General features: G+C 56.7%; 11 protein-coding genes. 4 read left to right on the top strand and 7 right to left on the bottom strand.

Going from position 1 to position 14,653, the window contains the following annotated elements; translation table 11 throughout:
• The first annotated feature begins 60 nt into the window (after nt 1-60).
• A complete protein-coding gene (locus AC6T8Q_RS20795; protein ID WP_500680900.1) occupies nt 61-1,953 on the top strand; it encodes a mucoidy inhibitor MuiA family protein in 1,893 nt (630 codons plus the stop codon).
• 70 nt (nt 1,954-2,023) lie between these two features.
• Here the strand turns inward: AC6T8Q_RS20795 and AC6T8Q_RS20790 are convergent, their stop codons facing one another.
• The 6 genes from AC6T8Q_RS20790 to AC6T8Q_RS20765 all read right to left on the bottom strand — a co-directional run bounded on the left by AC6T8Q_RS20790 (nt 2,024) and on the right by AC6T8Q_RS20765 (nt 8,684).
• Entirely contained in the window at nt 2,024-3,850 is a 1,827-nt protein-coding gene (locus AC6T8Q_RS20790; RefSeq protein ID WP_500680899.1) for a SulP family inorganic anion transporter, read from the bottom strand.
• Between the two features lie 121 nt (nt 3,851-3,971).
• Nucleotides 3,972-5,471, bottom strand: a complete 1,500-nt coding sequence (locus tag AC6T8Q_RS20785; protein WP_500680898.1) for a metallophosphoesterase family protein — start codon at nt 5,469-5,471, stop codon at nt 3,972-3,974.
• A 200-nt stretch (nt 5,472-5,671) separates the two neighbouring features.
• A complete protein-coding gene (locus AC6T8Q_RS20780) occupies nt 5,672-5,932 on the bottom strand; it encodes a hypothetical protein (protein WP_500680897.1) in 261 nt (86 codons plus the stop codon).
• Between the two features lie 424 nt (nt 5,933-6,356).
• Nucleotides 6,357-6,629, bottom strand: coding sequence for a hypothetical protein (locus AC6T8Q_RS20775; RefSeq protein ID WP_500680896.1), 273 nt, complete (start codon nt 6,627-6,629; stop codon nt 6,357-6,359).
• Nucleotides 6,630-6,969: 340 nt separating this feature from the next.
• The gene (locus tag AC6T8Q_RS20770; protein ID WP_500680895.1) at nt 6,970-8,433 is read right to left on the bottom strand and encodes an oxidoreductase; all 1,464 of its coding nucleotides are present in this window, start codon (nt 8,431-8,433) and stop codon (nt 6,970-6,972) included.
• Between the two features lie 83 nt (nt 8,434-8,516).
• A complete protein-coding gene (locus AC6T8Q_RS20765) occupies nt 8,517-8,684 on the bottom strand; it encodes a hypothetical protein (protein WP_500680894.1) in 168 nt (55 codons plus the stop codon).
• Nucleotides 8,685-8,925: 241 nt separating this feature from the next.
• On the opposite strand from AC6T8Q_RS20765, the gene AC6T8Q_RS20760 reads away from it, so the two are divergent.
• The 3 genes from AC6T8Q_RS20760 to AC6T8Q_RS20750 all read left to right on the top strand — a co-directional run bounded on the left by AC6T8Q_RS20760 (nt 8,926) and on the right by AC6T8Q_RS20750 (nt 13,785).
• Complete coding sequence (locus AC6T8Q_RS20760; protein WP_500680893.1) at nt 8,926-9,864, top strand: hypothetical protein; 939 nt, start codon at nt 8,926-8,928, stop codon at nt 9,862-9,864.
• 568 nt (nt 9,865-10,432) lie between these two features.
• Nucleotides 10,433-12,382, top strand: a complete 1,950-nt coding sequence (locus tag AC6T8Q_RS20755) for a DUF1549 domain-containing protein (protein WP_500680892.1) — start codon at nt 10,433-10,435, stop codon at nt 12,380-12,382.
• Nucleotides 12,383-12,516: 134 nt separating this feature from the next.
• Nucleotides 12,517-13,785 carry a DUF1501 domain-containing protein gene (locus AC6T8Q_RS20750; protein WP_500680891.1) on the top strand — a complete coding sequence of 423 codons (1,269 nt, stop codon included), beginning with the start codon at nt 12,517-12,519 and terminating at the stop codon, nt 13,783-13,785.
• A gap of 6 nt (nt 13,786-13,791) precedes the next feature.
• Here AC6T8Q_RS20750 and AC6T8Q_RS20745 read toward each other — a convergent pair whose 3' ends face one another.
• Nucleotides 13,792-14,577, bottom strand: a complete 786-nt coding sequence (locus tag AC6T8Q_RS20745; RefSeq protein WP_500680890.1) for an exosortase-associated EpsI family protein — start codon at nt 14,575-14,577, stop codon at nt 13,792-13,794.
• Nucleotides 14,578-14,653: the final 76 nt, after the last annotated feature.

Genomic DNA, 14,653 nt, shown 5'->3' with positions numbered 1-14,653 from the left:
CTTTTCCGAAACTTGGTGCGTCGAAGGTGTGAAGCCAACCTTATCTCTTGGAGAAACCCCATGATTTGCCGCACGTGTGTTGCTGTTTTCGTCGTTTGTATGCTTGCTATCACGCCGCTGGCCGCCGCCGAGCCGATTGTCACCGAAGGCCGGGTGACGGATGTGACGGTCTATCAGGGGCAAGCTTTGGTCACACGCGAGATCGAACTTGAGAGCGTCGATGGCTTGGTCGAAGTTGTGGTTTCGAGCCTGCCAGAGAGCGTGATTACCGGAAGCTTGTTTGCCGAACCGACGGGCGAAGTGCAAGTGCGGTCGGTCCGTTATCGCGAGCGGCCGATTGAAGCCGACGTGCGGCAGGAAGTCCGCGAGCTCGACGAACAAATCCAGGCAGTGGCGGACAAAATCGCAGCGGTGATCGAAGAACGAACATTGCTCAATGAACGCAAAGCCTATCTTGAGAACCTCAAAGATTTTACAGCAAGCACCTCGAATCAAGAACTCAAAAGCGGCGTACTCAATGCCGAGACGCTTAAAACGCTCACCGAATTCATGTTTGCTGAGCGGGATCGCATCGGTGAGCGCGAGTTGGAACTGGCCAAGGAAGAGCGCTCCCACAATCAAGAGATGGAACTCTTGAAACGTAAGCGGCAAACAATCGCCGAGGGTTCGGCGCGAACGGTGCGCGAAGCGGTGGTGTTTATCAATGCGACCGAGGCAGGCGCGGCGACGTTGCGGCTGAGCTATCTGGTGGGGAATGCGAGCTGGACTCCATCGTATAACCTGCGGGCCACGGAAGCACGAGACGAAATCACAGTCGAATACAATGCTTCGATTCAGCAAATGAGCGGTGAAGATTGGAACGACGTACACATGGTGTTGTCGACGGCAACGCCCTCGCTTGTGGCCAAGGCACCAACTTTGGAAGCGTTGACGATTAAATTGGGCCAGCCCGTGCAGGTTCAGGAACCAATGCTCGCCGCGCAGAATTATTCGCGGATGAAGCAGGAGATCGATCAATTGAGCAAAGCACGGGGGAATGCCGCGATGGCACCTGGCCAGATGGCGAATGCCCCCGCCTCAGAGTCGGCGTTTGCTGGAAGGGATATCGTCAGGAGCGGTCGTGGCGGAGGGATGGGAGGCGGTATGGGTGGATACGGCGGCGTGGGGGGCTGGGATTTCTCTGGGCAAACCGCCAATACCGATGTGGGGCTCAATTCATTTGCCAGCCAGTTGCAGCTGATGGATTTGAATAACTCGCTGAGTACGCTCCGCATGGATGATCAATCGATCAAGCCTGCCGATGGGGTGAGCGTCAGTTACAAGCTGGCCAATAGCACGAGTCTGCCCAGTCGTTCGGATCGCCAGTTGATTCAAATCGCTTCGATGCCACTCAAGGGCGAGTTTTATCGTTTGGCCACGCCGGTGCTGACCAGCTTTGTTTACGAAGAAGCGAAGCTCACCAACACTAGCGACGAAGTCTTTTTGGCTGGCCCGGTGGCAACATTCTTAGGCGGGCAATTTGTTGGTCGTGGCGAGATGCCGACCGTCGCGGTGGGTGAAAGCTTTACCGTCGGATTGGGCATCGACTCGTCGCTGCGTGCCGAGCGGAAGCTGCTCAAGAAAGATGAACGGATCCAAGGTGGCAATCGGGTGGTCGATTTCATCTACGAGTTGAAGCTCGAAAACTTCGGCGACAAACCAGCCAAGGTGCGACTGCTCGACCGGATGCCGACCGTGGGTGAGAACGATATCAAGGTGACGCTCGTGCGGAGCGACGAGGAATTGAGCAAGGATGAATCGTATCAAATGAACCAGCGGAAGGACGGCATCCTGCGGTGGGACGTGGAAGTCCCTGCTCAAGCGATTGGGCCGAAGCAGAAGGTGCTGAAGTACACGATGCAGATTGAGTACGACAAGCAGTTGTCGATTGAAGGGATGCCTGCGAAGCGGTAAGCCCTCGAAGACGCGATTTGCTTTGCGGCGCTTCGGAGGACCCTCCCCGAGTACCGGGAGGGGGATTATTTTAGATGGCGAAGTGCCATGCGTTGTCTTGGCCTGCGGTGGAATTCTGCCGCGGGCAGGTGGCGCAGTAGTCGCCTGCGAGCTGCTCGTGCGCCCAATTCATCGCCATCGTGGTGCTCGACCAAACTTGGGCCGTCTCGCGGAAAACTCGGTCGGGACCTAAGTGCGTGACGATTCCTACTTGATCGAGAATCTTGTAAAAATCGTCACGCACCCCGGCGAGGCACAGCTTGAGCCCGCGTTCTTCGATTCGTTCTATGAAATCGGAGAGCAGCTGCATACAAACGGCGTCGGGATTACGCAGGTGTTTTACACGGAGCAAAATGACCTTGGTTGTGGACGGAAGTTCCACTTCGATCTGCTCCAGATGCGCTTCGAAGTCGGGAGAACTGCCGAAGAATAATTCGCCTTCGAAATTCACCAGCTTGATGCGGTCGCAAGGGGTGTCGTTGGGATAGCGTTCGCGGATCGTGCCGCTGGGGTCGATCACCAATTCTTCCATTGTGACCTTGGCGGCCTTGGGGACGTAAATCAAGAACGACAAAAGCGTTCCCACGAGGATGCAGAATTCAATCGAAACGAACACCGCCGAAAGCGCGGTTGCCGTGACGATCACGGCATCGAATTTCGTGGCGCGGAAGTGATAGCGAATCCCCGCGATGTCGATCATCCGCGTCGCCGCGAGCAGCAGCACGCCAGCCAGTGCCGCCCGTGGAATATATTGAGCCAGCGGAGCAAGAGCGAGCATTGTTGCCGCGACACCGGCGGCACAGATCACTCCGGACCACTGGGTGGCCGCGCCGGCTTGATGGTTGATGTACGACCGCGTGAGCGAACCCGACCCGGGAAAGCATTGGAAGAAACTGCCGGTGAGGTTGGCGAGGCCTTCGCTCAAGCATTGCTGGTTGATATCGAGTTTTTGCTTGGTCCGCGCGGCAATGGATTTGGCCATCGCGATCGCTTCCAGAAGCCCCAACATGCCGATCGCCACGGCACTGCCGGCGAGTTGCTGCACGCGGTTCCAATTCCAATCGGGGACTTGGAAGTGTGGCAAATTGCGAGGGACTTTTTGAATGAGTTGCACGCCGTGCTGGTCGAGTTGCCAGTGATAGCTGGCATAAGCGGCGGCGGCGATCGCGATCAGCAATTCTGGTAAGCCCAAGTGAAGGCGACGATTGATCCACTTCAAAAATAGCGCCACGACAATTGTCCCGATGGCGACGGCGAGCGTGTAGTAGTGAACGTCGCCCCCTTCGGTCATCGTCAGATAAAACCGCTTGAGGAAATGGTCGTGATGATCGCCACGGGCGGAGAGGCCCAAGACGTTTTTCATCTGATCCAACACCAGCAGCACCGACGCCCCGGCAGTGAAGCCGACGATGACGGCGTGGGAGATATAACGCGAGAGGTCGCCCAGCCGCAGTAGCGTGATGCCGGTTTGAATCATTCCTATCATCGCGGCCATGAGGATCGCGGCGGAGATACGATCATCGGCGGGCACAATGGCGAGCGCGCTGAGCATCGCGATGGAGATCGCGTTGGTAGGGCCGTTGATCAATTGCTTCGAGGAATCGAGCAACGCGCCGACGGCGGTCATCACGATCGCCGTGTAAAGGCCATACTGGGGCGGCATGCCAAAGATCGTGGCGTAGGCCATCGCTTGGGGCACGGCCACGGCGGCGACGGTGAGCCCCGCAAACAGATCGCGACGGAACGTGTGGATCGTGTAACCGCGCAGCGAATCCAGGGCCGGCACGACTCGTAAGAGCCAGGGAAGTGAATCGCGCGGTGGACCGCTGCGGTCAGCAGATGAAGCGGATATCGTCACTAAGGTTCGAACAGTAAGGAGTCAGACCGCTTGAAAGACGTTGTCGCGTTACCGGTCTGGGAGTTGGATTAGTATAGTCAACGAGCGCAGGCTCGCCCATCGCGGATCGTCGCAACGAAAACTAGCGAGTGGCGTAAGGCATTTGCACGGGGCTCGACGTGAGCGGCACGGCAAAATGAGGCGGGCGGATTGGCACCCGGGGCGTCGAAATGGGTTCGCTCGAGGCGGCTTGAACCGCTGGAGCGATGCCATCGAGACGATAGCTGGCCGAAGCCAGAGGATGAATGCCCAACGTGCCGGACCAAGTTTCGTAAGGCCGGCCGCTCCGTTCGTCCTCGGTGAAGAACGCCAGATAACTCATCGAGTCGGCGGCGATGAATTCATGTTCCCGCGGTGCGAATTGCGTTTGGCTGTAAACTCGCCGCCAGGTGCCGGCGTTGAAATACGTTTGATGCAGCACAAAGCCGTCGGCAAAACTCGCGTCCAGCGGAATGACTTCGGAACAGTGCGTGTGGCCATAGACGATGTGTTTCGCGCGGCGATTGCGGAAGTCTTGCTCGGTGAGTGCATGATGGTAATAGGAACCACTCCCCGCGCCACGCATTTCAGCACAAAGCTGCGCGATCCAACTGGCCCAACCGACGGAAAGGCGGCGGCTGAATTTCAACGCCTTCTGCAAACTGTCGGTAATGTCGATCGGGCACCAGGTATCGCGCGAACGCACGAATGAATGTTCGAGAAACTCGTCGGCGAGCTCGTCCCAAATCTTCTTGACTTCCTTGCGGATGGCTGGCTGGGGGCAAGAACGTTCGAGCAAGCCGTCGATCCAGACGGGAATCAACAGCAAGGGCCGAATGTTGTCGATTTCGCGTAAGCCTGCGAGCGCGGACGTTGGCAAATCGTTGCCGAGTTTTTGTTCCACGGCCACGCCGAAGCGATTGAGTAGTTCGAGCACGATGACGTCGCCCAGGCTGCTGGCATCGCGATCCCCTTCGTAGTTGAATGGATCGTAGACGTCGCCATGACGGGCGAAGACTTTGTGCCGACGCATCACTTGCACCAACTCGTTGCATTCCCAAACTTCGTGTGGGAACGGCGCGTCGGGATACGTGGCGAGCCCCATGTGCGAGGCGATTTGGCGGCGCAGTTGGTTGTATTTTTCACCCGACAAATGGTAGGGCCAATCGTGATTGCCCACCATGTAGTGAATCCGCACGGGGACAGGTTTCATTTCTCCCGTGGCGGGGCGGCCATTGGAGAGAGCTGGCGGCACGGCGATGCCATTTGTGGCGAGTTGCCGGAACTCAGCAAAAGCCGCTTCATTGTTGCGCAGGATGTCGCCGGTGATCTTGGCGACCATGTCAAACAGGCCAGGGCTTTTATTATCGTCCCAAGGTCGCGATTGCGTGCCGAGCCATTGCGTCGAGCGAATCACGTCGAGCACGTCGCCCAGGAGCACGAGGTCGATGCGCTCCACGGGTTGGTAACTTCCGTCGCGACGAAATGATGCGCTGAGCGCAAGATCGTTCAAGCGTTCGGAGAGTAAACGAAACGCGCCCGGCGAGATGGTCGTGCCACTCGTCCCGTCCGTGAGATGCAGATCGCTGATAATGACCAACATGCTTGTGCGCATCCATGCGTACAGAGTCTGTCCCGTCGAGAGTTTCTCGACTCCAGTCAATTCATCGGCCTGCCAGTGAGAAACATTGAGGATTGTTCCGGATTTGCGGAGGTTGGTGTCGAATGTCGCGCATGAAAATGGCCTGCTAGCAGTAATGCTAACAGGCCGTGAGACAGGGGCTTAGTTGTTAGTTGTTAAGTTTAGAATCCAATGTAGACGCCAGGGCCGGCACCATAGTAACCAGCACCTGCGCCATAACCATAACCACGGTAGCCAGTCACATACGGACGCGCGTAGTAGCGTGGCCCAACTACCGCGGCCCGAGCCACTGGGTATGGCGGAGCGATCACGGGACGAACCGGGGCAACGCGGCGGTAATAGCCCCACGCACTGGCGTCGGGTGAATCGGCGATGGCAAAGCCAGCGACCAGGGCCAGCATGATGGCAAGTTTCTTAATCATCTCATCTTCTCCTTCAAAATGTTCCCGAGGCGGGAAGCAAACTCGCTGCGGCAGCGAGGGGGTCTATGTTTCGTTGGCCGCACAGGAGTAAGAGTTTGCACGAACTGTGCCGAAGGGAACGGAAATCAACGTAAACCATTTGAACGTTAGGCTTTACGCAGAAATCAGTGTGGCAAGCCGTTGTGGAAGAACTTTCAACATGTGGTCAAAGTTTAGACAGGTGGGTCTCAGTTTGGGGATATCAGCGGGTGCGAGATTTTGGTTGCGGTGTCGCTGATTTTCGCAGAAAGGCCGTTACTAAACACCACAGGCCGGCGGCACAGATGCCGTCGGCCCGTTGTTGGTTGTGTTGTCATCCCTGACTCGTTGGATTGTCGTCGTGACAGCCTCGCAGTTCTGTCTGGCGATCAAATTTGTTCGCAGCTTAGAAGCCGATCGAAATGCCGACTCCGGTATAAGGACGGTTGTATCCGCCCGAGCCGCGATAGTAGGACATGCCGCTGCCGCCATAGTAGCCGGGGCCACCGTAGTAGACGTTGCGGTAGGAAGGTTGGTAGCCGTACCCGCCGTAGGCGTAGTTGCGTGGGCCGTTGCAATGGTGGTGATGATGGTAACCGTGACCAGCTTCGGCAGTCGACACACCGGCGAGGGCCAGGGTGATGAGTGCTGCCACACTCAACAAGACTTTGCGGACCATTGTTCTCTCTCCTGAACTCCGTCGCGTCGCTTCAGCAATCAGTTGCTTCTTAGCGCCGGGCAGCCGACGGCGTGCGCCCGGTAGGACCTTAGTTTTAAATCGCACGCGCCGTGCCAAATTCTGGAGAGAACAAAAACGAGCTACACGTGTATTACGTGTGACGTTTGGTCGTCACAATCGTTACGCGCTTGGGGTAAAAATTCGCACTCGATTTGAATACAAGCGCACTCAAAAACACGACGAAATGCGACTTGGTCGTTTGTAAGCAAGAGAAGTCACAGTTTGCCAGAGTGTTGCTAGCGATAGAATCGGGAGAGTTCCATGAGACAGAACGTTGAACTTACTTCTCACTCAACTCCTGCTTGATCTCGATCAATTGCTCGCGCTCGGGGAGTCGCTTGTAGTAATCGTCGAGCGGGTAGCAGCCGGAAATCAGGCCGTGGCGGGGGGCGGTTGTGCAATCGCTGAACGTCCGGCAGACGAGCTTGCGGGTGAGCTTGCCGTGGGTGAGCGAATCGTGTGGCAGACCGGGATAGCTGAGCACCATGCGGCCCAAGCCGACCAGATCGACCCAACCCGCGCGGACGATGGCCTGCGCGACGTGGGGCAGATAATCTTGCAGATAGGAATACCCCGTGCCCACGAGCGGCACATCGCCGGCGGCCGCTTTACATTGCCGCACCACGTCGATTTGCCGCCACACGCCCACCAGCGGATCCTCGGGGGGCAAGTAGCCGTCGCTCGGCGGGAAGATGGCCGGGCGCTGGATGTGCGGATTGTAGTAAGGACTGCCGCAACTAAGGTTGATCATCGCCACACCCGCTGCCGCGAGTTGGCGAATCAATTCCAGCGGCTCGGTGAGATCGTACGCCAACGGGTTTTCGGGATTCGCTCCGAAGCCGCAGTCGTAGGGAATGTATTCCTCGAAATCCATCGGTTGGCCGACTTCGCGGCTCGTTTTGTATGGCACGAGGTCAAACACGCTCAGCCGCACGCCGATCATCAAGCCGGGGAGTTCCGTGCGAATGCGGCGGATGATTTCCAACAGCAATCGCGTTCGGCCCGCGAAGTCGCCACCGAATTTGCCGGGGCGGCGACGAGCGCTCAGAAACTCGTGCAGCAAATAGCCGTGGCAGGCCTTCACGTCGACGAATTGATAACCCACGATTTCGGCCAGCCGCGCCGCGGCGACGTATTGGTCGATCAATTCCTCGAGTTGGTCATCGGTCCACAAGATTTTTTCGTCGTCATAGTCGATGCCGAATTTGTCGTCCAAGAGCGGATGGTGGTAGGCAATCCGCGGTTCAAATTTGCGTTTGTCGTTCGGTTTGCAGAAGCGTCCCGAATGGGTGAGTTGCAAGCCGACGAGCAAACCTTCGAGCGTGCCACAGGCTTCGAGGTGCCCTTCGCGGGCCTCGCACAACAGAGCGGCGAGCCCGGCCTTGTTGCTTTCGAGAGCCAAGGTTTGCTGAGGATTCGCGCGGCCATCGGGCCGGACGGCTGCCGCTTCGCCCCCCCAAATCAGCTTGGCGCCGCTTTGGCCGAAACGCCGCCAGCGCCGCAGCGTGTACTCGCTGGGGCTGCCGTCGTGGTTGGCGTCCCAACCTTCCATGGGATGGATGCACCAACGGTTGCCGACTTCAAAGCCGCCAATCATGATCGGCTCCGCGAGCGGTGAACCAGCCGCTGCGGTGAGAATCGTATCGTCGACGGGCAGATCGAGCCCTAATTCAGCGAGGCGGTTGCGCAGTTCTTCGACGGTGCGCAGTTGAGCGATTTTGGTGTAAGTGGCGGAGTCGGCCATGGGAAAAGAATCTCGGCGGCGGTCGAAAAGCTCGATTATACCCGGAGTCGACCCGGTTTATAGCCGCCGCGAATGCCGCCGATTTACCGCTGGTTGCAATCAGTCGGCGAGTTGTGGGTCATCGAGAGTCGACTATCAGCCCGCTCAAAGTCCTTTGCCGCGTGACGATGAAGTTTTTCATCCGCGAGAACGGCATCGTGATCGCAGCAGCCGTCGAGTGTGAGGTTGATGTAATAAAGGAGAGATTGCATGAGTTGAGATAACTGTTTCAGTAGGTGGTTAGTATGAATATGAAGAATATTTGGCTAGTATACGAACCCCACGGCCTCGACGACACTCTTGCGTACAGTGTAAAACTGCTGCGAGCGGAGCCGCGGGCCGCCCTCCGAGCATGAAAGTGTCACTGCAACGATTTGGAACACGATCAAAAAGACGCAATTACTTCGATCCGGTTTGCGCTAGACATACAATTCGGTTGAAAAGGACGCCTCAATGGGAGCAGAAGTCCGGTTCGTTAATAACGACAAGTTCATTGGATTTCAGATCCAGGGCGACAAAGTTGCAGCGCAAGAACGAACGCAAGGTCGCCTAGCAATATTGCTTTCGGAACAAAAAACCACGCCGCTACCTGAACTGCCAAATCGCAAACACCCCCTATTTAGCCCCATTCTCAAACTTCACGTCGCTAATGATAAAATCGTTGATTTGCGTTCAAGAATCGAAGGATGCCTCGCATCCAAACTCAACACTGTGCGGTTTGAGGACGATCCGGAAAAACCTCACAAACTTGTGCGCCTCGTCGTCGGAAGCCCCCCCGATCCGAAGTGGGATGTCGAAATTGGCCAAATTGTCGTCGGGCTTCGATCCGTGCTCGATATTGCTATTACTAAACTATCCAGAGGCATCGCAGGCAGCCCCACTAAAACGCAATTTCCAATTTTCCTCTGGAGGACTGGAAAGAGTAAGTCTATCTACGTCAAAGGAGGGGTTAAATTGGTGAAGCATCTTCCGCAGGACGAGCAGGCACTCATTGAGAAGGCGCAGCCATACCACGCTGGGAATCTCCGCCGGCGTCATCCGCTTTGGCTTCTCCACGAACTCAGCAACCTTGACAAGCACAATGACTTGACCGAAGCCTCTGTCAGCGTCGGAGGCTCGACGTTCATGATCCTTGCAGCCCCTACTATGATCACGGCGGATGGCATGGTCTCCATGTGTGGGCCAATGGAGATTCGCGCCGGGGTTCCGTTTAAAGACGGAGCAATATTGGGCTACGTTGGTCGCGAAGTGAATGTGAAACCTCAGCACTCGATTGCGGTACGCTTTGCCAAGGGTTGCCCCGGTGCAGGTGATAGAGCGATCGACACCCTCGTTAGCATCGAAAAACAAGTCCGCAAAATAATTGCGGCATTCTTCCGGCTTCACCCGTAGTTGGCTCTTACCTACCGATTCTGAATTTTGGTATTCGTCTACCACCTCGCTTTGGCACGCCCGTTGCATACTCTTATTCCCACTGCCGTACAACGGACAGCCTGAAGTGTCTGGAACACACATCGGGGCTGGAACAGAGAAGAGACTTGTTCGCCGGGGTCGGTGGAAAAGAGGCTTACGATTGCGGGCCTTAAATTAAAAGGGGAAAACAACTTCTGACGACTTGACCCTCCCCATATGGTCGTCAAAAGCTGCTCCTTAAGGTCCTGTCCACCTGGCGGGCCAGCGAGTCACTAGTCAACTCGCTGGCCCGCTTGTTTTATTTGGTGTGTATCATAATCGTACACGTGTTTGATTGTGCTACACCTTTTCTGCTACAGAAGTGGCTGTTTCTTGCACCTGAGAATGACTCTCAAAATAATTCTGGTGTGGATCCTACTTAGGCATTTCGACCGTTTGTTGGCTCCATAGCCCAATAGCTAGACCAGCTTACAGAACTTGCACCGTGAATCGTGGTTGAAAGTCTTGGTGTTGGGGTTTCGCTCAAGCACTGCTGGGCGAGCCAGCAGTGGCACCCAACGAAACGGCTTTGGCACCCGTTTCAGATATTGATTCGGAAAAGTGCGCCAGCCGTTACCATGAAGAGTGGCGGCACACGGTTGGCGGTGTCGCACTCGGAACATCTTTTCAGCGGACGGCATTGATGGGTCGCGCGAGATTCCTAGCGAATGTTGTTGTCTGCGCGTGGGCGCTGGTGGGGATGCTGTTGTTATCGACGGACGTTCGCGCGCAAACATCTCAAGAATCCACCGACGCGGCGATCATCGACAACATCAACACGCGCTTGCGCAGCGGTTGGAAAGAACATGGTTTGCGACCAGCTCCCGCCGCGACGGAAGCGGAGTGGTGTCGGCGAGTTTATCTCGATCTGTTGGGACGGCTCCCCAGCGTGAAGGAACTCGATGCATTCACGGCCAAGCCTGCGCGATCGAAGTCGCAGATTCAAGCGAAGCGCCGTGAGTTGGTCGATGAGTTGCTGGGAAGTGAATACGCGGCCGACTATGTGAATCACTGGACCTCGATGTGGAGCAACACGCTCATCGGCCGCACGGGCGGGCGAATGCGGCGTTCGCTCACGAGCCGCGAGGGGATGCGCGATTATCTGTCGGACGCCCTGTTCGCGAATAAGCCGTACGACAAACTGGCGACGGAGTTAATCACCGCGACGGGGAGTGCCACGCCGGGTACGGAGGACTACAACGGCGCGGTGAACTATCTGATCGAAAAACTCAACGACAACGGCGTGCAGGCGACCGCCAAGACGGCGGAGATCTTTCTCGGCACGGCGGTGCAGTGCACGCAGTGCCATAACCATCCGTTCAACGACAGTCGGCAGAATCAGTTCTGGGAACTCAACGCTTTTTTCCGGCAAGCGGCCGTGCGCGTTGACCGCGAAGGCGATGGCAACGAGCGGCTGGGTGGAATCGTCAATCGCGATTTTGCGGGGGAAGGCCGCGACTTGTATGCCGACAAACGGCGGGAAATCTTTTTGGAGGAACGCGACGGCCAACTTGTGGATCGTGATGCGACCGAGCAAGTTGCGGCGCCGATTTATTACGAACTCCGCAACGGCCAGATGCAGGTCGCGTATCCGGCGTTCATCGACGGGACGCGGCTGGTGGATCTCTTCGCCGAGCGGAATCCCAGTGAAGAAGCGGAACGCGGCAACAGCGGCTATTTGGACGACGTGAATCGCCGCGAGGAATTGATGGATTTGTTGGTGAGCGCGCGGGAGTTCGATCAGGCGATGGTGAATCGGCTGTGGGCTTACTTTTTTGGTTATGGATTCACGCGGCCGTTTCACGACATGGGCCCGCACAATCCGGCTTCGCATCCGCAGTTGCTCGATGAATTGGGGCTGGCGTTTCGCGAACAGGGATTCGATGTGAAACGCTTGATGAAGTGGCTGGTGCTTTCGGAAGCGTATGGTTTGAGCAGCCGGGTTTCGAGTGGTAATCAGGCCGACGATCCCACGAAGGGCGTGGCACCGCAATTCAGCCGGTTTTATGTGCGGCAGATGTTGCCCGAGCAGTTGTTTGAATCATTGTTGGTGGCGACCGCGGCGGATGCAACGGTCAAGAAGGAAGAGCGTTCGCAGCTGAAAGATCGTTGGCTGCGGCAGTTCGACACGTCGTTTGGCACCGACGACAACGCCGAGGCCACGACGTTTAACGGTTCGATTCCCCAAGTGCTGACGCTGATGAACGGCGACCTCGTGCGGCGGGCGTGCAGCACCAACAGCGGCAGCTTTCTGGATAAGATTGCCAATGATAAGTCGCTGTCGAATCGCGAGAAGATCAACTATCTGTATCGCGCGGCATTGGGACGACAACCGACGAAACCTGAAGCGAATTTGTGCAACGAATTGTTGGCCGCGCGTGATGACGACGACGTAGGGACGTTGCAGGACGTGTGGTGGGCTGTGCTGAATAGCAATGAGTTTATTTTGGTGCATTGAGATATAGAACGCGGATGAACGCTGATTAGGCGGATGTTCACGGATGTGTTTTGAATTTGATCGGCGAAAATCAGCAAAATCCGTGTTTGTCTGTGTTCGATGAATTAAAAATGCTTGGCTTGAGCGAGTTACCTATGAAACCTTTCATTACACCGCGCGGCATGAATCGACGGCACTTCTTGAGTCATTTGGCGGGTGCGTCGGCGCTAGCGATTCCGGCGTTGTCGCTGAGTGAATCACTCGTGGCGAACGCGGCCACGCTCAAGCGGAATCACAAGTCGTGCATCTTGCTGTGGATGGGGGGAGCGCCTCCCACGATTGATATCTGGGATATGAAGCCCGGCACGGCAACCGGCGGAACGTTCAAGCCGATTAGCACCACGGGCGAAGGGCAGATTAACGAACTGCTCCCCAAGGTGGCCGAGCAGATGCACCATCTTTCGATTGTCCGTTCGATGAGCACGCGAGAAGCGGATCACGATCGTGGTAGTTACTACATGCACACAGGATTCGTGCCCAATCCCAGCGTCGAGCATCCCAGCTACGGGGCGGTGATCGCACATGAGCTGGCCGACAAGATCACCGAGCTCGAAATTCCGCCGTTCATTTCGATTGGTGGTCCGAGCGAAGGACCGGGCTTTTTGGGGTTGGCGTACGCGCCGTTTCAGGTGGATTCCAACGGGCAATTGCGCAACGCTCAGATGAACGTGCCGGCTGAGCGGATGGATGATCGAATGAAGGTGTTGGCGGCGCTCGAAGGGCGTTTCATCGACGAAGAGCGTGGCCCCGCCCCCGGCGAGCATGCCAAGGTGCTCGACAAAACGTATTCGCTGCTCACCAGCAAGCAGATGTCGGCGTTCCAGGTGAATTCCGAGGCGCAAAAGATTCGCGACCGTTATGGCAACACGAACTTTGGCCGCAGTTGTTTGATGGCACGGCGCTTGGTGGAAACGGGCGTGCCTTTTGTGGAAGTGAATTTCGGCGGCTGGGATTTGCACCAAAACTGTTTCACGGGCTTGCAGCAAAGGCTGCCCGAAGTCGACCAGGCGATGAGTGCGCTCGTCGAAGACTTGGCGGCGAGCGGCTTGCTGGCCGACACGATCGTGCTGTGGATGGGCGAGTTTGGCCGCACGCCGCGGATCAATGGCGATGCGGGCCGCGATCACTGGGCTCGAAGCTGGAGCGTCGTGGCGGGGGGTGGCGGACTCGCGGGGGGGAAAGTGATTGGCGCCACGAGCGACGATGGCACCGCAGTCACGACCGAGCCGTACAGCTCCGAAGATTTGATGTCGACGATTTGCCACGCGATGGGCATTTCGCTCGACAAGAATTTCACGGCCAACAATGGTCGCCCCATGAAGATCGCCAACGGCGGGAAGCTGATTCAGGGCTTGCTGGGGTAGTTGAGTTTACTCGGCGGCTGCTTCATCCGCGAGATCAACTTCTTCGACGACTTCAACAACTTCGGTTTCGTCGCTTTCAGTATTCTCGGCGGATGCCGCGGCAGCGGCTGCTGCGCTTTCAGGGAAGAGGGCTTTGTTCACTTCGGGCAGCATCAAGGCAGCGAACTCCGCGGCGACGTTCTCATCAGCCGTATCTTCGTCGGACATTACGTTGCTGGTGAAGTACATCTTGTACAGCGCGCGAGACAAGCCGTAGTGCTGACGCGCATCGCCAGGGGCTTCCCACTTGGCTCCGAATTCTTCAACGTCGGGATGATTCCAAGCCCAAAAGACACGTTCCGCATGGCGACCAAACGTGTCATCTTTGATGAACTTGCCTGTAAAGAATTGACCTGGATCGGTCCCTGGCAGCGGAACTTCGTGGCGGATCTGACGGCCTTCTTGGCGGAAGCCGGAACTCGGATAGCAAATGTTGGGCGTGTGACGGCAAATATCGCGTGAATGGCCGACAATCAGCCAGAGCTTCACTTCGCGGCCCGTCTCTTCGTTCTTGTAGAGACGAGAAACATAACTGACCGCACCTGCCGTCTTCTTTACTTGGGCATCAACAGAAAGATCCTGGCCCTTCCAGGGGCCAATTTCCTTGGGAACCTCAGCAAAGCGTTTGCCAATCAGCTCTGCTTCAGCGCCCGGCTTGCTCCAATAATCTCGGAGAAAAACCTGCTCGTAAAAACAGAGGCCGAAAATCACAAGACCGCCAGCGGCGGCGGGAAGGAGCAAACTGCGAAACATAGGAGCGCCTGCGAAGACTCTTGGCAGAAACGAATGACGTTAGTTTCACGGTATGCGTGAGACTGTCGACTGTCAA

It is taken from the genome of Bythopirellula sp. (assembly GCF_041737835.1).
In the GTDB taxonomy this organism is placed as follows: Bacteria; Planctomycetota; Planctomycetia; order Pirellulales; family Lacipirellulaceae; genus Bythopirellula.
The sequence above is the reverse complement of the archived record's forward strand: the minus strand, read 5'-3'. Positions and strand labels throughout refer to the sequence as shown.